General features: G+C 68.6%; 14 protein-coding genes and 1 tRNA gene. 7 read left to right on the top strand and 8 right to left on the bottom strand.

What is annotated here, in order from left to right:
• The first annotated feature begins 273 nt into the window (after window positions 1–273).
• Complete coding sequence (locus tag ACKI2N_RS27900; RefSeq protein ID WP_420995380.1) at window positions 274–864, top strand: TetR/AcrR family transcriptional regulator; 591 nt, start codon at window positions 274–276, stop codon at window positions 862–864.
• Window positions 865–931: 67 nt separating this feature from the next.
• On the opposite strand, the gene ACKI2N_RS27895 is transcribed toward ACKI2N_RS27900, so the two are convergent.
• Window positions 932–1,294: a hypothetical protein gene (locus tag ACKI2N_RS27895; protein WP_420995381.1), complete on the bottom strand. Its 363-nt coding sequence runs from the start codon at window positions 1,292–1,294 to the stop codon at window positions 932–934.
• Window positions 1,295–1,456: 162 nt separating this feature from the next.
• On the opposite strand from ACKI2N_RS27895, the gene ACKI2N_RS27890 reads away from it, so the two are divergent.
• The 3 genes from ACKI2N_RS27890 (at window position 1,457) to ACKI2N_RS27880 (ending at window position 3,428) form a co-directional block, all read left to right on the top strand.
• Window positions 1,457–1,681 (top strand): hypothetical protein, encoded by a 225-nt coding sequence (locus tag ACKI2N_RS27890; protein WP_420995382.1) that lies wholly within the window; start codon window positions 1,457–1,459, stop codon window positions 1,679–1,681.
• A gap of 186 nt (window positions 1,682–1,867) precedes the next feature.
• Window positions 1,868–1,943: transfer RNA gene (locus ACKI2N_RS27885), tRNA-Met, on the top strand.
• 579 nt (window positions 1,944–2,522) lie between these two features.
• Window positions 2,523–3,428, top strand: a complete 906-nt coding sequence (locus tag ACKI2N_RS27880; RefSeq protein ID WP_420995383.1) for an AEC family transporter — start codon at window positions 2,523–2,525, stop codon at window positions 3,426–3,428.
• A 127-nt stretch (window positions 3,429–3,555) separates the two neighbouring features.
• Here ACKI2N_RS27880 and ACKI2N_RS27875 read toward each other — a convergent pair whose 3' ends face one another.
• Both ACKI2N_RS27875 and ACKI2N_RS27870 read right to left on the bottom strand, forming a co-directional pair.
• Window positions 3,556–3,741: a hypothetical protein gene (locus ACKI2N_RS27875; RefSeq protein ID WP_420995384.1), complete on the bottom strand. Its 186-nt coding sequence runs from the start codon at window positions 3,739–3,741 to the stop codon at window positions 3,556–3,558.
• 159 nt (window positions 3,742–3,900) lie between these two features.
• The gene (locus ACKI2N_RS27870) at window positions 3,901–4,566 is read right to left on the bottom strand and encodes a TetR/AcrR family transcriptional regulator (protein ID WP_420995385.1); all 666 of its coding nucleotides are present in this window, start codon (window positions 4,564–4,566) and stop codon (window positions 3,901–3,903) included.
• A gap of 234 nt (window positions 4,567–4,800) precedes the next feature.
• Between ACKI2N_RS27870 and ACKI2N_RS27865 the strand changes: the two genes are divergently transcribed.
• Complete coding sequence (locus tag ACKI2N_RS27865; RefSeq protein ID WP_420995386.1) at window positions 4,801–6,387, top strand: flavin-containing monooxygenase; 1,587 nt, start codon at window positions 4,801–4,803, stop codon at window positions 6,385–6,387.
• 27 nt (window positions 6,388–6,414) lie between these two features.
• Window positions 6,415–7,398, top strand: a complete 984-nt coding sequence (locus ACKI2N_RS27860) for an alpha/beta fold hydrolase (protein ID WP_420995387.1) — start codon at window positions 6,415–6,417, stop codon at window positions 7,396–7,398.
• A gap of 56 nt (window positions 7,399–7,454) precedes the next feature.
• On the opposite strand, the gene ACKI2N_RS27855 is transcribed toward ACKI2N_RS27860, so the two are convergent.
• The 3 genes from ACKI2N_RS27855 to ACKI2N_RS27845 all read right to left on the bottom strand — a co-directional run bounded on the left by ACKI2N_RS27855 (window position 7,455) and on the right by ACKI2N_RS27845 (window position 10,100).
• Window positions 7,455–8,432 carry a tripartite tricarboxylate transporter substrate binding protein gene (locus tag ACKI2N_RS27855; RefSeq protein WP_420995388.1) on the bottom strand — a complete coding sequence of 326 codons (978 nt, stop codon included), beginning with the start codon at window positions 8,430–8,432 and terminating at the stop codon, window positions 7,455–7,457.
• 144 nt (window positions 8,433–8,576) lie between these two features.
• Complete coding sequence (locus tag ACKI2N_RS27850; protein WP_420995389.1) at window positions 8,577–8,783, bottom strand: hypothetical protein; 207 nt, start codon at window positions 8,781–8,783, stop codon at window positions 8,577–8,579.
• A 207-nt stretch (window positions 8,784–8,990) separates the two neighbouring features.
• Window positions 8,991–10,100, bottom strand: a complete 1,110-nt coding sequence (locus tag ACKI2N_RS27845) for a right-handed parallel beta-helix repeat-containing protein (RefSeq protein WP_420995390.1) — start codon at window positions 10,098–10,100, stop codon at window positions 8,991–8,993.
• 742 nt (window positions 10,101–10,842) lie between these two features.
• Between ACKI2N_RS27845 and ACKI2N_RS27840 the strand changes: the two genes are divergently transcribed.
• Window positions 10,843–12,252, top strand: coding sequence for a DUF1254 domain-containing protein (locus ACKI2N_RS27840; RefSeq protein ID WP_420995391.1), 1,410 nt, complete (start codon window positions 10,843–10,845; stop codon window positions 12,250–12,252).
• A gap of 41 nt (window positions 12,253–12,293) precedes the next feature.
• On the opposite strand, the gene ACKI2N_RS27835 is transcribed toward ACKI2N_RS27840, so the two are convergent.
• Window positions 12,294–14,384, bottom strand: a complete 2,091-nt coding sequence (locus ACKI2N_RS27835) for a TonB-dependent receptor family protein (protein WP_420995392.1) — start codon at window positions 14,382–14,384, stop codon at window positions 12,294–12,296.
• A gap of 223 nt (window positions 14,385–14,607) precedes the next feature.
• Window positions 14,608–16,977: a 5-methyltetrahydropteroyltriglutamate--homocysteine S-methyltransferase gene (metE, locus tag ACKI2N_RS27830; RefSeq protein ID WP_420995393.1), complete on the bottom strand. Its 2,370-nt coding sequence runs from the start codon at window positions 16,975–16,977 to the stop codon at window positions 14,608–14,610.
• Window positions 16,978–17,018 lie beyond the last annotated feature (41 nt).

The raw sequence follows: 17,018 nt of genomic DNA, 5'->3' as shown, positions 1-17,018 counted from the left end.
GATCGCAACAGGTGCTGCCCGCGGCAGGCGCCGGACGCTTGAGTGAGGAGAGGGCACAAGGCTAGCCCCTGCGGCGCCCGGCGAACAGAATCAGTTCCGGCGAATTCGGTCGTACCAGCGCGCACGGTTGTGCGCTTCGTTGCGGGCCTGGCCATCGAAAAGGGGCGCAACGGAGCCCCAAGGCGGAGGTGGCGCGGGCGACATGCCCCGGCTTTACAGAGACAGGTCTGTCTGTAATACTGGCTTGTCTACTCCATTTCAAGGAAGGGTGCCATGGCACAGCCCTCGGCGCGTGACCGGATCCTCGATACCGCGGCACGCTTGTTCTACCAGGATGGCTTCCGGGCGACCGGCATCGACAAGATCATTGCCGAGTCGGACGTGGCGAAAATGTCGCTCTACCGGCATTTCGCCTCCAAGAACGAACTGATTTCCGCTTTCCTAGACTGGCGCCATGATTTCTGGATGAACTGGTTCACCGAGGAGGTGGAGGCGCGCTTTGCGGCGTCTCCGGGCCTGGGCGCGATCGCGGACGCGCTGGGGGCCTGGTTCGCGCAGGAAACGTTCCGCGGCTGCGCCTTCATCAACGTGGTTGCCGAAGCGGGGTCCACCGGGCTCCCCGAGCATCTGCAGCAGGCCATCGCGCACAAGGCGTCGCTCAGCGCGTACCTCGCCGGCCTCGCGCAACGGCTCGGGCTGGCCGCGCCCGAGGAGGTGGCCGAGGAAGCCATGTTGTGCCTCGAGGGCATGATCGTCCGTTACCAGATGACCGCCGATCCGGCCGTGGTGGCTTCCGGAAAGCGCCTCCTTGCCCGTATCGAGCAGGCCGCCGGCGCTCGCGCAACGGGCGCCATCGCGGCTTGAGGCCGGGCCGTCAAGGCTGGGATTGCCCGGCTTGCCGAAGCTGCCCGACGTCGCCGGGCGGCTTCGGTTACGACGCGCAGGCCGTTTCCTGCAGCGTGGCATAGTGGCGCTCGCCGCGCGTGCGCAGGCACAGCGTGACGGGGCTGAGGAATTCCATGCCTTCGGCGATGCTGAAGCTGATGCGCGCGCCGTCGCGCTCGAACGCCAGCGCGTCGATGGTCCACGGCAGCGCTTTCAGGGCGGCGGTATCGATGCCCGAGAGATACAGCGTCGCGCCGGCGGCCTGCGCGGCCGCTTCGGCTTCGGGGTTCCAGGTGTCCGCGATGAGCAGCGGGTCGTCCACCGTCAGGAGCGGGCAGCGGATCGACAGCCTGGCCGCGGCGGGGCGCTGGCTGTACAGGTAGAGGGTGCCGGGGTCGCAGCTGAACATGATTTCTTGGCCTCATGTGGTACTGTATGGATATACAGTATAGCGCGGTTTTGGCGAACGGCTACCCCCGGCTGGACGAGGAGGGCCAAGGCTCGTCAGCGGGGCGCGTGCTAGCATGCAGCGCAGGATTCGCCCTGCGGCGAGAACGGACGAGCAGGCCAAATGGACAGCGGCACCACGGCATACAAGGCGGAATACAGAGGCTACGTCATCCACGTGTTCTGCAAGACCATCAAGGCGGGCCTGCACATGGCCTCGTGCGCGATCTGGGAGGACGGGGCCATCGTCCAGGACGCGAAGGCGATCGGCAGCCATCATGCCACGCCCGCCGACGCGACGTCGGCGGCCTATGCGTGGGCAAGGAAGTGGATCGACGGCAATAGCTGACGCGAAGCCTGGCGCGAAGCCGCGGCGGCGTGCCCGCCGAGCGCGCTTCGCAAACGTCTCCCGCGCTGCCGGCCGATCCGCCGCGCAAGTGGCCCGAGTGGCCCGCGTGGCCGGCGGGCCGGCGCTTTTCCGGTTTTTTCCTCTCCAGGGGTATCCAGATGCCGCCGATCCGCGTATATTTCGGCCCGCGGGGTGGAGCAGTTGGCAGCTCGTCGGGCTCATAACCCGAAGGTCGCAGGTTCAAGTCCTGCCCCCGCAACCAGGCCTGCGCACGGTCAGCGCGCTCCACCGGCCCGGGCCTTTTTTCCCATTTCAGCATCCCCAGCCTTAGCCTTTGCCAGACCCAATGCGGCCTCGGCAGATGCGCACCTCGTCGTTTTCCCGCCCGATCCAGCTTGCCACGCCCGCGCCCGACAGGCCGATAACGCCGCAACCGCAGCGAGCGCTCTGTGCGCCAGGCCGCAAATGTCGGCTGCCGTCCTACCCGCAACGCCTTCCTTCGCGCCGCGCTCGCCTAAGATGGTTGCTGGCGATGCGATTCGATCACGTATTGCCATGCCGGCAGCCGGGCGGGCCGGTCGGACCGGGCCCCCGGCCGACATCGCGTTGCGAGCGGGCGTGCCCGAACGGCTCGATTAGCCCGCTGCAGTCTCCTTGGCTTACCCGATTCGGAGCGCTACATGCCGATGCACTCGATGCCCGCCGCCGTTGCCTGCCTTCGCCCCGTTCCCGGCGGCGCGGCAATTTCCTTCCGGTGCCGGATTCCGGTCTTGGCCGTCGCCGGACTGCCGCGCCGGCCACGGGGCCGCGGCCTGGCCGTAGCCGCGATCGCGGGGCAGTAATGCAGCAGATCGTCCTGATCTTCATCTGCCTGCTCATCGGCATCGCGCTGCGCTGGACCGGGCGGCTGCCGGACACGACCACCAAAGTGCTGGGCGGCTGGGTGATCAACGTCGCGCTGCCGGCCGCCGCCTTGCACAGCGTGCACGGGCTTACGCTCGACTCCGACTGGTGGCTGGCCGCAGCGACGCCGTGGATCGGCGTGGGACTGGCCTTCGCGGTGATCGTCCCGCTGTGCCGGGTGCTCGGCTGGTCGCGCCAGCGCGCCGGGGCGCTGCTGCTGGTGGCGGGCTGGGGCAACACCTCGTTCGTCGGTCTGCCGATGATCGCCGCCTTCGCCGGCAGCCAGTGGCTCGGCCTGGGCATCGTCATCGACCTGTTCGGCTCCTACATGGCCTTGTCCACGCTGGGTCTTGCCATCGCCACGGTGGCGAGTTCCGGGCGCTTCGACTGGCGTGCCGTGGTCAGGCGGATCGTGACTTTCCCGCCGTTTATCGCGATCCTGATCGCCTTCGCCACCAATCACCTGGAGCGGCCGGAATGGCTGACGCAGGTGTTCGGGACGCTCGCCGATACGCTGACGCCGCTCGCGCTCGCGGCGGTGGGGTTTGCGCTGCGCTTCGACCACCTTGCCGGCCGCCTCGCGCCGCTCGCCGCCGGGCTCGGCCACCGGCTGCTGCTGGCGCCGCTGCTGATCGTGCTCATGTACCTCGGGCTGGGCAGCGCGGGAGACCCCGTCGCCAAGGTGGCGATGCTGGAAATGGCGATGCCGCCCATGCTGGGCGCGAGCATCATCGCCATGGACCACGATCTCGAGCCCGACCTGGTCGCCTTGCTCATCGGCGTCGGCGTGCCGCTGTCGTTGCTGACGGCGTGGGGCTGGTGGCTGGTCATTGCGGGTCTGTGACCGGCTGCGCCGGGTGCCCGCGCAGCAATGGCGATCCTTGCCGCACGGGCTTTCTTGCCGTTGCGCCGCCCGACGCGAGGCGGGCGAACCGCGTCAGGCGATGACCTGCAGGAAGACGCCCCGCGCGCTAGGCGAAATCGCCGGGCGGGTCGTCGGGAATGGTCCACTTGGGCGGTTTGTCTTCCGCCAGGGGCGTGCGCTGCGGCGCCTGCGAAGGAGGATGCGGCGCGATCCGGGACAGCACTTGCGCGGACGATACGTCGACGGTTTCCTCATCGCCGTCTTCTGACCAATACCTGAGCGTCACTGTCATGTTCCTCTCCGGTAAGCAAATCGATAAACCCGCCTGCCGGCATGGCGCGGGCGGGGCCAGCCTTTACCTTAGGCGGCTTTGGGCTGCCTGCCTGTCGTCGTTGGCGATGGCCCGCAGGCCGCGGCCGCGGCGCCCTCATGTCCTTGGGCCCTTGCCCGGCTAGCGGGACGTATCGATGTTCAGCCGCGCCTGTCCCGTTGCGGTGAGGTAAGGCGAGAACAGGCTCATCACCTGCGACGCGCCCCAGCTGATGTGTTCGCGCCGGAGCGCGTCGATGCCGTGGCGCGAGCGCAGGTAGTCGATCCAGTAGGTCGACACGATCCAGCTGTTGACCACCAGGTGATCGAGCTGCGCGGGCGTGGCGCGCAGCAGGCCGGCCGCTTCCATGCTCGCGAACACGCGCCGCACGTGGCGCTGCCCGTCGTCGGCGAGCGTCTCGGTGCGCGCGCGCAGGGCGGGGGCGAGCGCGCGGATCGCGGCCGCGTCGCGGTAGAAGAAACGCCATTCCCACATCAGGCTGAACCAGCCGCTCAGGTAGCTGGCAAAGCGCCCCGGCGCGTCGCCTTGCGCGAGGTCGGCTTCCGCCGTGCCGCGCAGCGCGCTTTCGAACGCATCGAACAGGGCTTCGAGAATCTGCTCCTTGCGGTTGAAGTGGTAATGGAGGTTGCCTTCCTTGATGCCGACCGCCGCCGCGATCTCGGCCGTGGTCACCACCATCGGCCCGCGCTCGTTGAACAGGCTCAGGCAGGCCTCCAGGATGCGCTCGCGGGTCTTGGGCCGCCGCGCGGCCGCGTGGTCCGCGTGGTCCACGTGGTCGGCGTTCATGGGCGGTGGCTCCCGGGCATGGCGGGAGCGGGGCGGCCGTGTTTCGTATGCGGCATTTTCTGCGTATCGCGTTGGATCGCGGTTTAAGGGAAAGCCCTAGGAAAGCCTGGGTCCGGGCGATCTCGGTTGATTAATTAGGGTGAACACCCTAGTCTAGTCGGAAGACGGCACGCCGGCACCGCGGAAATGCGATGCGGATGCGCGCGGCCGCAGCCGAACAACAGGAGACGATCGATGCTATCAGGCAACGCAGACAAGGCGCATCCCCCGGCGCGCGCAACGGTTCCGGACCCGGACGCGGCACAGCAAGTCCTTCATTTCGACGTGCTGGTGGTGGGAGCCGGGCTGTCCGGCATCTGCGCGGCCTATCACCTGCAAGCCAGTTGCCCCGGCAAGCGCTATGCGATCCTGGAGGGCCGCGAGGCGATCGGCGGCACCTGGGACCTGTTCCGCTATCCCGGCGTGCGCTCGGACTCGGACATGTACACGCTGGGCTTCAGCTTCCGGCCGTGGCGCAGCGACAAGTCGATCGCCGCCGGCGGCGCCATCCTCGAATACATCCGCGACACGGCCAGGGCCTTCGACATCGAGCGCCATATCCGCTTCGGCCACCGCGCCACGCGCGCGTCGTGGTCGTCCGAGACCGCGCGCTGGACGGTGGAGGCCGCCGTGGGCCCGCGGGGCGAGCCGGCGCGCTTCACCTGCAATTTCCTCTATCTGTGCAGCGGCTACTACGACTACGCCGACGGCTACATGCCGGGCTGGCCGGGCATGGAGCGCTTCGGCGGCCGCGTGGTGCATCCCCAGCACTGGCCCGAAGACCTGGCGTACGACGGCAAGCGCGTGGTGGTGATCGGCAGCGGCGCCACCGCGGTGACGCTGCTCCCGGAAATGGCCAGGCGCGCCGCGCACGTGACCATGCTGCAGCGCTCGCCCACCTACATCGTCGCGCGCCCGTCCAGCGATGCCGTGTCCGCATGGCTGCAGCGCAAGCTGCCGGCGGGCATGGCGCATCGCGCCACGCGCTGGAAGAACGTGCTGTTCGGCATGTACTTCTACAATCTCGCGCGCAAGAAGCCGGAGCTGGTCAAGCGCAAGATCCTCCAGGCCGCGCGCGCGCAGCTGGGCCCGGACTACGACATCGACAAGCACTTCACGCCTTCCTACAAGCCGTGGGACCAGCGCCTGTGCCTGGTGCCGGACTCGGACCTGTTCAAGTCGATCCGTGCCGGCCAGGCGTCGGTGGTGACCGACCATATCGAATCCTTCACCGAGACCGGCCTGCAACTGCGTTCGGGGCAGCAGCTCGACGCGGACATCGTCGTCACGGCCACCGGGCTGAAACTGAAGGTGGCGGGCGGCATGAAGATCGAAGTGGACGGCGTGCCGGCCGATCCGGCGCAAGCCTTCATGTACAAGGGCATGATGTACAGCGACGTGCCCAACCTGGCCGTGGCGATGGGCTACGTCAATGCGTCCTGGACGCTGAAGGCGGAGCTGTCGTCGATGTACGTGTGCCGGCTCATCAACCACATGGACGCGAACGGCCATGCCTGGTGCGCGCCGCGGCGCGGCGGCGCGGCCGGCGACGGCGAGGAGCCGTCGCTGTCGCTGACCTCCGGCTACGTGCAGCGCGCCAGCGGCATCCTGCCCAGGCAGGGCCGCAAGCGTCCGTGGAAGGTCCACCAGAACTACCTGTTCGACCTGATGGCGCTCAAGTTCGGCAAGGTCGAGGACGGTGCGATGGAATTCGGGCGGGCCGGCCAGCCCGCGCCGCGCATGCCGGCGCCCGCCAGCGCGGCGGAATCGGCGCGCGGTTGAGGAAGAGACGAAAAACGAAAGGACACCATGACCATACTGATTGCCTGCATCGCCGTCGTCGCCGCCGTCATTCTCGGCCTGGTGGCATTCACTGCCTTTATCGCGCGCAAGGTCGAGAAGGCGCTGCCGCCGCGCGGCAAGTTCATCGAGATCGACGGCGCCCGCCTGCACTACATCGACCAGGGCCAGGGCCCGGTCATCGTGATGGTGCACGGACTGGGCGGACAGACCGGCAACTTTTCCTACGCGCTGCTGGAGCGCCTGACCCCGCGCTTCCGCGTGATCCTGGTCGACCGGCCCGGGTCGGGCTATTCGACCCGTCCGGCGGGCATGTCGGCGCGCCTGCGCACGCAGAGCGAGGTCATCGCCAAGTTCATGCGGGCGCTGGACCTGAAGGATCCCCTGCTGGTGGGGCACTCGCTGGGCGGCGCGGTCGCGCTTGGCGTGGCGCTCGACCATCCGGGCGCGGCGGCCGGCCTGGCGCTGATCGCGCCGCTGACGCATCCGGTGGCGGGCACGCCCGCCGTGTTCCGCGCGCTGGCGGTCTCGCCGGCCGCGCTGCGGCGCGCGGTTGCCTGGACACTGGCCGTCCCGCGCTCGATCCTGCGCGGGCGCGACATGCTGGAATTCGTCTTCAGCCCGGAGCGGCCGCCGGCCGATTTCGGCACGGCCGGCGGCGGCTTGCTCGGGCTGCGGCCCGGTGCTTTCTATGCCGCGTCGTCCGACATGACCAGCCTGGCAGAGGACCTGCCGTCGATGGCCGGGCGCTATGCATCGCTGGCGCTGCCGGTCAGCATCCTGTACGGCACCGCCGACGCCATCCTTGACTGGCGCGCGCACGGCCAGGCCATGAAGGACAAGCTGCCGGCACTGGAGCTGGAACTGGTGCCCGGCGGGCACATGCTGCCGGTCACCATCCCGGATCAGGCCGCGGCCTGGCTTGCGGCGGCGGCCGAGCGCACGCGGCTGGCCGGCGCGCCCGCGCGAGGCCCATGCCTGAGCCCCGCATGAGTGCCACCTTAGCGCCACCTGAGGGCCACCTTAGGGCCACCTGAGCGCCCGCGGCTTCAGGCGTCGATGCTGAAGCCGATTTCCTTGATGAACTCGCCCCAGCGCAGGTAGTCCGCCTTGACCTGCGCGGCGAACACCGGCGGCGTGATGGCCTGCGGCGGCAGCACGCCCACCGCGAACAGGCGCTTGTGATAGGCGGGGTCGACGAGCACCTTGCGGATCGCGGCCGAGACCGCGGCCACCACGTCCGCCGGCATGGCCCTGGGCCCGAACAGCGCGAAATAGCCGCTCAACTGCTCCATGTCCGCCAGGCCCTGCTCGCGGAAGGTGGGCACGCCCGGCGCCATGTCCGAACGCTCGGAGGTGGTGATGGCCAGCGCCTTGGTCTTGCCGGACTGGTACAGCGGCACGGCCGTGGTGAGCCCGTCGATCATGAGCGGCACCACGCCGCCCACCAGGTCCTGCGTGGCTGGCGCCGAACCCTTGTACAGCACCGGCTCGAGGCGGCTGCCGGCGAGCTTGTTGAGCAGCAGCGGGCCGAAATGCGAGGAGGTGCCCGGCCCGTACGAGGCCGAATGCAGCGGCGCCCTGGCGGTCCTGGAGCAGGCGATCATCTCGGCCAGCGTCGAGAAGGGCGCGTTCTTCGTTGCCACCAGCAGCACCGGCGCGCGCGCTGCCTCGGCCAGCGCGGTCAGGTCATTGAGCGGGTCGTAGGGCACCTTGTTGATATGGGCGCCCGAGGTGGCCGACGAACCCAGCGTCATCAGCAGGGTGTGGCCGTCGGGCCTGGCGCGGATGACGTCCTGCGTGGCGGGAATCGTGGCGCCGCCGGGCTTGTTCTCCACCACTACCGACTGGCCGAGCGCCTTGCCGAGGAAGTCGGCGAACAGCCGCGCCACCACGTCCGTGCCGCCGCCGGCCGGATAAGCGACCACCAGGCGCAGCGGGCGGCTGGGCCAGCTGGCCGCGAAGGCAGGCAGCGCGCCGGCCGCGGCCACGGCAGCGGCGGTCGCAAGGAAATGTCGTCGGTCCATGGCAATGTCTCCTGTCTGGATCATGTACGGGCGGTGTTGGTCCCGCTACATGGTCATGGACGTTCGACATCGGGCGGAATCGGGCGATACCCTCGCCCCGATTCCGTGCATGGCGACGCGGCCGCGCGTGCCCGCGCTGGGCCGTCAGGGCACGGAGAACGTGCGCACCAGCTTGGTCTTGAGCGGCCACGGCCGCGCCGCCAGGATCCAGATGCACAGCAGCGGTCCCATCAAGGGGATCAAGGACAGGTAGGCATAGGGCGCGCCGAAGTGCGCGGCGCGGAAGACTTTCCTGAACGGAAAAAACCAGATGGCTTCGAAAGCCACGAACCCCAGAAGGTAAAACGTCATTGCCGTGCTTCCTGTGTCATTTTTACGGCTCCGTATACGCGCCTCTGCAGGACTCTGGCGGTCCTGCTGGTGTTTGCCGAACGGCAGCGGGCAGCGTTTTCCGGGGTGGCATCGGTGTTGTGCAGCGGCATTGTAGTGCGCAACCGCATGGGTACAATCCCGCCCCTTCGGGGGATTTTTGCTGCTTTGTCGTCATCGCTGCGTCGTCTACGGCAGGTAGGTATTGTCTTGCGCGATCAGCCCCGAAACGGGGCGTCCGAGATACATGGCCCGATATTGTGCGCCGGTCACGATATCGGCGCTTCTGGCGCCGGAAAAGGTATTTCCGCTCACCGTATTATTGTCGTCCTCCACGACGACGCCCTGCCAGACATTGCTGAAGCGGTTGCTTATCACCTGGTTGTCCTGCGCATAATCGAGGAAATAGCGGCCGGCGTAGTAGGAGGGATCGCCGCAATTCCAGTTGCTCAGGTCCCGGCTCTGCCGGGATGCGATCCAGACGCCGACGTTTTCCGCGGCAAAATCGTTGTCCTGGATCAGGTTGCCGTCCGAGTGCTGCCAGCGCGCCGGGCCCTGGTTCTCGCCGCAGTTCTTGTAGAGCGTGATCGCGGCCAGGGCGTTGCCGCCGAACTTGTTGCCGGCGATGGTGTTGCCGGCCGAGGAATCGATGGCGATGGCTTCGCGGGTGCGTGGCAGGCCGTTGCCGGTGAACGTGGAGTTCACGATCCGGTTGCCGCGCGTCGAGGCATCCAGGTACACGCCCGGGCCGCGCGAGTTGGTCACGGTGACATGGCTGAGCGTGTTGCCGGACGCATAGGTCTCTAGATAGATGCCGGCGTTGCCCGCGCCGTCCACGCTGGCATTCTCGATCAGCACCTGCTGCGGCGTGCGGGCGTAGATCTCGTCGCGGGAGTAGGCCAGCAGCCTGGCCGCCAGCGAACCGCTCCAGCCGATCGCGATGCCCACCGAGGCCTGGTTCTTCAGGTGGCAGTTGCGGATGGTGACGTTGCGCAGTGCGTTGCCGCGCGAGTCCACGTAGATGCCCCTGGCATCGGTGCCGCGGCCGTCGATGGTGGCGCCGTTGCAGTCCAGCGTGACGTCGGAGCGGGTGATCGTGAAGGCCTGCTTGTACACGCAGGCACCGTCGAGCACGGTATCGGCGGTGACCTCGGCGGGGGATGCGCAGGCAGGCGCATCCGGCGCGGCGGACGGCGTGTTGCCGCTGGCCGGGCCGTCGCCGCCACCGCCGCAGGCGGCCAGCGCCAGGGCAATGCCGGAGCAAAGGGAAGCAGGAAAGGGCGGTTTCCAGGCGGGCATGAGGGCGCCTCCGATGCAGGAGTTATCGGGCCGCCGGACAAAAGGAGGCCCCGCGCCTGCGTGCCGAACGCAGGCGCCATTTTGTTTTCTGAATGGATCTGGTTATCCCGCGATTTTTCCGGGCAAGAATCGTGCGGCGGGCCGTCGATTATTCGATGGTCCCGGTGTCGTGGTCCGGATACGCGGCTGGTTTCCCCGTTCGACGGTTTCCCTGTTTTGTCTTTCCTCCCGTGTCGAGATGGATCTGCGGCTTGAGCAGGAAATTTCTTTATTGGCGATGAGAGAATTCTAATTGTGGTTTTTACGATTTCATATAAGAATGGTCTTATTGCGGGTGCTATTTAAGGGTGGATCAGAGGGTGGTTTACCCTTCAATTCCGGCGGGAAGGAAGAGCCGGATGACAAAAGCCGGATGACGCACAAGGCCCGGCGTGTCAACGGCCGGGCACCCTGCGCGGAGGAACAGGCGAGAGCCGGCCGGGCCAGGCCGGCGCTCCTGCAAGAAGCATGCGGGCGACAAGCGGCGCGGCCAGACGGAGGCTCCCGATTCCCGGCCGGCGCAACCGCCATAAGGCTGGTGCTTGGTGCGCTGCGCCGCATTAATTCCCACTGGCGAATTGACAAGGGCGGACTCGCCAGCCCATCATCGATCGAATAAAATCACACCTTCATGCGGGAAAATATCTCCGCTTCAGCGGTAACCGACATGACGGGTAGTCAAACCAAAAAAGGGATCGGGGTCATGAGTTTTTCGATTCGCCAAATCGCGGGCGCGGCAGCCCTCGGCCTGCTGCTGGCAGGTTGCGCCGCGGCGCCGCAGAAGGCGCAGGCGCCGCAAGGCGCCTCCAGCCAGCCGGATGCGACCGTCAAGGCCTTGTCGGCCCAGGTCTTCACCTACGCTTATCCGCTGGTGCTGATGGATGTCACGCGCGAGGTCATGACCGCGCGCACGCCGGTCAATACCTTCGCGCATAAGCGCAGCTTCCCGGATGCCACCTTCACCGACGTGGTCAGCCCCAACGCCGATACGCTTTATTCGTCGGCATGGCTGGACCTGAGCGAGGAACCGCAGGTCCTGTCCCTGCCCGACACCCGCGGCCGCTATTACCTGATGCCGATGATGGACGCGTGGACCAACGTGTTCGCCTCGCCGGGCAAGCGCACCACCGGCACGAAGAAAATCGTGTTCGCCATCACCGGCCCGCGGTGGAAGGGCACGCTGCCGCCCGGCGTGAAGGAAATCCGCTCTCCCACCGAGATGGCCTGGCTGATCGGCCGTACCCAGACCAACGGCAAGCAGGACTACGCGGCGGTGCGCCGCCTGCAGAACCAGTATCGGCTGATGCCGCTGTCGGTGTGGCAGAGCGGCGGCAAGGCGCGGCCCCGGGCCGCGCCGGCGAGCAGCGCGGCGGACGTGGACACGCCGCCGGCCGAGCAGGTGGCGGCGATGGATGCGCAGGCGTTCTTCACGCGCTTCGCCGCGCTGCTGCCGGCCAATCCGCCGGCGCCGGCCGACGCGGCGATGGTCGCGTCGATGAAGAAACTCGGCATCGTGCCCGGCGCGCCGTTCTCCGTGACCGCGCTGGAGCCTGCCACGGCCCGCGCCGTGCAGGAAGGCGCCACCACGGCGCTGGCCGGCATCGTGGACGCGGCCAGGCGCGGCGCCGATACCGGGGCGGAATGGACGGTCCGCCGCGACCTCGGCGATTACGGTACCGCGTATGGCAAGCGCGCGCTGGTGGCATGGATGGGGCTGGGCGCCAACCTGCCCGCTGACGCGCTCTATCCCAGCACGCGCGTCGACTCGGCCGGCAAGCCGCTGAACGGGTCGAAACGCTACGTGGTGCATTTCGACAAGAACCAGTTGCCGCCGACCAATGCGTTCTGGTCGCTCACGCTCTACAACGACAAGCAGGCGTTCGTGGCGAACCCGCTGAACCGCTACGCGATCGGCGACCGCGACCGCCTCAAGTACAACCGCGACGGCTCGCTCGACATCGTCATCCAGAATGCGCGCCCGCCCGCCAGCCAGGTACCCAACTGGCTGCCGGCGCCGCCGGACGGCTTCAACCTGATGCTGCGCGTCTACTGGCCCAGGCAGGCCATGATCGACGGTACCTGGGTGGCGCCCCCGGTCGAGCGGATCGACTGAAGCAAACGGCGGGGCGGCATGCGCCGCTCCGGCCGCGGCCTTCAGAACTGGTACTTCACCCCGGCGTAGAAGGCACGTCCCGTGCCGGGATAGAACACCGCGGTATTGGCCGTGCGCGCATCCGCCACGGTGCTGAAGTCGCTTACGTAGCGCTTGTTCCCCAGGTTCCTGGCATCCAGGAAGACCGTCACCGCGCGCCGGAATGCGTAGCTGGCCTGCAGGCCGAACAGCGCGTACCCCGGCGTGCGCAAGGTGTTCGCATAGTCCACGTAGGCGCCGCCCGGCACCCAGTCGAGGGTGCCGGCTACGCGCAGTCCGCCCGCGCGGCTGTAGGCGACGGTGGTGCGCAGCACGTGCGCGGGCACGCCCGCGATGCGGTTGTTGCCGTACTGCGGGTCGTTGTCGAAGCGGAAATCGCTGTAGCTCCACAGTTGCGACAGCGTGAACTTGTCGCCGGCGCCGAACACGTTGCGCAGCACGTCGCCGGACACGCCCAGTTCCACGCCCTGCAGCGTGGTGCGCCCGGCGTTGAAGGTGGCGGCGGGCACGTCCGGGCTGGTGGTGTATTGCAGCAACTGGTCGCGCACCAGCGAGCGGTAGGCCGTCACGTCCCACGCAAAGCGTTCGCGCGTGCCGCGCGTGCCGATCTCCAGGGTCCAGCCGTGTTGCGCGGCCAGCGGCACGAAGCGCGTGGTGGTGGCGATGGTCTGGGTCAGGTCGGTGAAGTCCGGCACATCGGCGCTGCGGGCGATGTCGGCGAAGGCCTGCACCGCGTGCGCCGGTTCCCACAGCACGCCGAACTTGGGATTGACGCCGCTGAAGGTGGCGCGGTCCGACCTGGCCGCCGGGTTGGCCGCCAGTCCGCCGTAGTCGTGGTAGTCGCGCACGCTGCGGTAGGCCTTGGCGCCGGCCATGAGCGCAACCGCGGGCAAGACCCACAGGCGGTCCTCGAGGTAGGCCTCGTAGTTGTAGGCGTCCTGCGCCGCGTCGAGGGTCTGCGCGCCGCGGTTGCCGCCGTTGTTGACGAACTGGCGCGCATCGTTGTTGCCGCCGAAGAAGCGCGCGCCGGCGATGACCTGGTTGCGCAGGCCGCCGACGGCGTGGGTGCCGGTGTAGCGCGGGGCGAAGCCATAGGTCCAGTAGTCCTGGTCGATGACCTGGAAGATCGGGTGGTACAGGCTCTTGTGGATGACCCAGGTGCCGAAGTCGAGCTGGCCGCCGTCCAGCCTGACGGTGGTGACGTTGGCCACGCGCTCGGTGCGCGTGTCGCGCGCCTGGTCGCCCGACAACGCGCCGGCGGACGCCTTGCGCGGGCTGTCGAGCGCATCGCCGAGCGAGAGCGAGCCCGGCAACTGCTGGTCGACGACATAGGCGCCGAGGTAAAAGCGCGTTTCCACCGCCGGGCTGAAGCGGTAGCCGAAGTTGGCGTTGAACTGCTCGTACTGGCCGCGCTCATGGGCCCGGAAGCCATCCGCGTGGCTGACGCTCAGGCTGGCGAGGAAATCGAAGGCGCCGATGCGGCGCGAGACCTGGCCGCTGGCGCGTGCCGTGCCGAAGCTGCCACCGTCCACGCGCACCTGGCCGGGCGCGTCGGCGGTCAGCGCGGTGGGCGTGGTGAAGTTGAGCGCGCCGCCCAGCGTGGTGCTGCCGTAGGCCAGGCCGTTGCCGCCTTTGTAGACTTCGGCCGCGCTCAGGGCCAGCGGGTCGATCTGGTAGTAGTCTCCGCTGCCGTCGGCAAAGTTGGTGGGCACGCCGTCCTGCAGGATCTCCAGGCCGCGCACGTGATAGCCGCGCGCGATGCCCGAGCCGCGCACCGACAGGCGCAGCTCCTGCCCGTAGCGTTCCTGCACGTACACGCCCGGCGCGTCCTTGAGCACGTCGCGCAGGTTGCCGGCGTAGCTGTCGCCATACGCGGCGGCATCGACGAAGCCGACCGAGCCGGCCGTGCCGAACAGGATTTCCTTTTGCTGGCCCACCGCAGGCACCGTGAGCGATCCTGGCGCGCTGGCGGTCACGGTGGCGAGCGGCAGCGTGACCGTGGCGCCGGGACCGGCCTGGGCCAGGGCGGCCGTGGTGAATGCCGCGGCCGGCAAGGCGGCCGCGCGCCGCCTCCAGTGTGTGGCTGGTTTCATCTTCTTCCGTTGCGGCAGCGGTCCTGCGTGGGACCGCGCCTTGTATCGTGCTGGACAAGCCGCGTACGATACGAAACAAGGCTTGCCGCGCGCTATGTGACACAGTGCCGCAACGGATGTTGCAACGCATGCCGCAACGCGTGCCGTGGCACATGCGGCGGCGCATGCCGAAGGGAAGAAAACAGCAAGGCGGGCTGCCCGCGCTGCAGGCAGCCTTGCCGGCTCAGCTCGCGTGCGTGGCGCAGTCGCAGGCCCCTGCATGCGTGGCGTGGCGGGATGCCTGGCCGGCCGTCCCGGCACGCTGCCAGCGCGTGGTGCCGGCGTCGCCGACACGCTCGCGCAGTGCGTGCGCGGCCGCTACCATGTTGGCCAGCGCGGCCTCGGTCTCCGGCCATGCGCGCGTCTTCAGGCCGCAGTCCGGGTTGACCCACAGGCGCTGCGGCGGGATGACCTCGCAGGCGCGTTCGAGCAGATGCGTGATGGCCTCCACGCTCGGCACGCGCGGCGAATGGATGTCGTACACGCCTGGCCCGATCTCGTTGGGGTAGTCGAATTCGCCGAAGCCTTCGAGCAGCTCCATCGCCGAGCGCGAGGTCTCGATGGTGATCACGTCGGCGTCCAGCGCGGCGATGGCGGGCAGGATGTCGTTGAACTCGGCATAGCACATATGGGTGTGGATCTGGGTCTGGTCCGCCACCGAGGCGGCCGAGACCTTGAACGCGCGCACGGCCCATTCCAGGTAGGCGGCCCAGTCGCCCTTGCGCAGCGGCAGGCCCTCGCGCAGCGCCGGCTCGTCGATCTGGATGATGCGGATGCCGGCCTGCTCCAGGTCGCTCACCTCGTCGCGGATCGCCAGCGCGAGCTGCAGCGTGGTGGCCGAGCGCGGCTGGTCGTCGCGCACGAAGGACCACTGCAGCATGGTTACCGGGCCGGTGAGCATGCCTTTCATCGGCCGCTCGGTGAGGGACTGGGCGTAGCGCGTGGTCTCCACCGTCATCGGCTCGGGGCGGTACACGTCGCCATAGATCACCGGCGGCTTGACGCAGCGCGAGCCATAGCTCTGCACCCAGCCGTTGGCGGTGAAGGCGTAGCCGCACAGCTGCTCGCCGAAATATTCCACCATGTCGTTGCGTTCGGCCTCGCCGTGCACCAGCACGTCCAGGCCCAGCGCTTCCTGCTTGCGCACGGCGGTCTCGATCTCGGCGCGGATGCGCTGCAGGTATTCCAGCGCGCCGATGTCGCCGCGCTTGTAGGCCGCGCGGGTCTGGCGGATCGCCGCGGTCTGCGGGAAGGAGCCGATGGTGGTGGTGGGCAGCGCCGGCAGTTGCAGCGTCTCGCGCTGGCGCGCGATACGCACCTCGAACGGGCTGTTGCGCTCGGCCATGGCGGCGGTGACGGCGGCCACGCGCGCCTGCACCTGCTGGTTGACCACGCGGCGCGAATTGCGGCGCGAGGCCAGCGCGGCGTCGTTGGCGGCCAGTTCCGCCGCGACGGCCGCTTCGCCCTCGTCCAGCGCGCGCGCCAGCACGCTCACCTCGCCGAGCTTCTCCGTGGCGAAGGCCAGCCAGCTGCGGATCTCGGCATCGAGCTTGTGCTCGGCCTCGAGCGACACCGGCACGTGCAGCAGCGAGCAGGACGGCGCCACCCACAGGCGCTCGCCCAGCTCGGCCTGCAGCGGCGCCAGCAAGGCCAGCGCGCGGCGCAGGTCGGTGCGCCAGATGTTGCGGCCGTCGATCACGCCGGCCGAGAGCACCGCGCCGGCGGGCAGCACGCGGCGCCACGCGTCGAGCTGCTGCGGCGCGCGCACCAGGTCGATGTGGAAGCCCTGCACCGGCAGCGCGGCGGCGCGCGCCGCGTGGTCGGCGGCGGTATCGAAGTAGGTGGCCAGCAGCAGCTTGACGCCCGTGCCGGCCAGCGCCGCGTAGGCGCTGTCATAGGCGTCGAGCCACGCCGGTTCCAGGTCCAGGCACAGCGCCGGCTCGTCGATCTGCACCCACTCGATGCCGCGCTCGCGCAGGCGGCCCAGGATGCGGGCGTAGGCGGCCACCAGCGCCGGCAGCAGGCTCAGGCGGTCGAAGCCTTCCACATGGCTCTTGGACAGCCACAGGTAGGTGACCGGCCCGATCAGCACCGGCTTGGCAACCAGGCCCAGCGCCAGCGCTTCGTCCACCTCGTCGAAGAACCAGTCCACGCCGCCGTCGAAGCGCGTCTGCGCGTCCAGCTCGGGCACCAGGTAGTGGTAGTTGGTATCGAACCACTTGGTCATTTCCATGGCGGGCTGCGCCTTGTTGCCGCGCGCCAGCTCGAAGTACTGCGCCAGGCTCAACTGCTTCGCGTCGAAGTCGAAGCGCGCGGGCAGCGCGCCCAGCAGCGCGCTCATGCCGAGCACCTGGTCGTAGTAGGCGAAATCGCCCACCGCCACGCTGTCCAGGCCTGCATCGGCCTGGGCGCGCCAGTGGCGCTGGCGCAGCCCGGCGGCCACCTCGCGCAGGTTGGCTTCGCCGGTCTCGCCGCGCCAGAACGCCTCCTGGGCGAATTTCAGTTCGCGCTGGGCGCCGATGCGGGGAAAGCCCGCGATATGTGTCCGTGCCATCTGATACTCCGTATGTGGTGTGTGACGATGGCGCCCAGTGT

Origin of the sequence: Cupriavidus sp. 30B13 (genome assembly GCF_049059565.2) — a bacterium.
GTDB lineage: Bacteria > Pseudomonadota > Gammaproteobacteria > Burkholderiales > Burkholderiaceae > Cupriavidus.
Note: the sequence above shows the minus strand (reverse complement) of the source record. Positions and strands in the feature narration are given on the sequence as shown.

What these genes read in the sequence shown, in the direction of transcription:
- ACKI2N_RS27900 (WP_420995380.1), top strand. Translation starts at nt 274, where the DNA reads ATGGCACAGCCCTCGGCGCGTGACCGGATCCTCGATACCGCGGCACGC.
- ACKI2N_RS27895 (WP_420995381.1), bottom strand. Translation starts at nt 1,294, where the DNA reads ATGTTCAGCTGCGACCCCGGCACCCTCTACCTGTACAGCCAGCGCCCC.
- ACKI2N_RS27890 (WP_420995382.1), top strand. Translation starts at nt 1,457, where the DNA reads ATGGACAGCGGCACCACGGCATACAAGGCGGAATACAGAGGCTACGTC.
- ACKI2N_RS27880 (WP_420995383.1), top strand. Translation starts at nt 2,523, where the DNA reads ATGCAGCAGATCGTCCTGATCTTCATCTGCCTGCTCATCGGCATCGCG.
- ACKI2N_RS27875 (WP_420995384.1), bottom strand. Translation starts at nt 3,741, where the DNA reads ATGACAGTGACGCTCAGGTATTGGTCAGAAGACGGCGATGAGGAAACC.
- ACKI2N_RS27870 (WP_420995385.1), bottom strand. Translation starts at nt 4,566, where the DNA reads ATGAACGCCGACCACGTGGACCACGCGGACCACGCGGCCGCGCGGCGG.
- ACKI2N_RS27865 (WP_420995386.1), top strand. Translation starts at nt 4,801, where the DNA reads ATGCTATCAGGCAACGCAGACAAGGCGCATCCCCCGGCGCGCGCAACG.
- ACKI2N_RS27860 (WP_420995387.1), top strand. Translation starts at nt 6,415, where the DNA reads ATGACCATACTGATTGCCTGCATCGCCGTCGTCGCCGCCGTCATTCTC.
- ACKI2N_RS27855 (WP_420995388.1), bottom strand. Translation starts at nt 8,432, where the DNA reads ATGGACCGACGACATTTCCTTGCGACCGCCGCTGCCGTGGCCGCGGCC.
- ACKI2N_RS27850 (WP_420995389.1), bottom strand. Translation starts at nt 8,783, where the DNA reads ATGACGTTTTACCTTCTGGGGTTCGTGGCTTTCGAAGCCATCTGGTTT.
- ACKI2N_RS27845 (WP_420995390.1), bottom strand. Translation starts at nt 10,100, where the DNA reads ATGCCCGCCTGGAAACCGCCCTTTCCTGCTTCCCTTTGCTCCGGCATT.
- ACKI2N_RS27840 (WP_420995391.1), top strand. Translation starts at nt 10,843, where the DNA reads ATGAGTTTTTCGATTCGCCAAATCGCGGGCGCGGCAGCCCTCGGCCTG.
- ACKI2N_RS27835 (WP_420995392.1), bottom strand. Translation starts at nt 14,384, where the DNA reads ATGAAACCAGCCACACACTGGAGGCGGCGCGCGGCCGCCTTGCCGGCC.
- metE (WP_420995393.1), bottom strand. Translation starts at nt 16,977, where the DNA reads ATGGCACGGACACATATCGCGGGCTTTCCCCGCATCGGCGCCCAGCGC.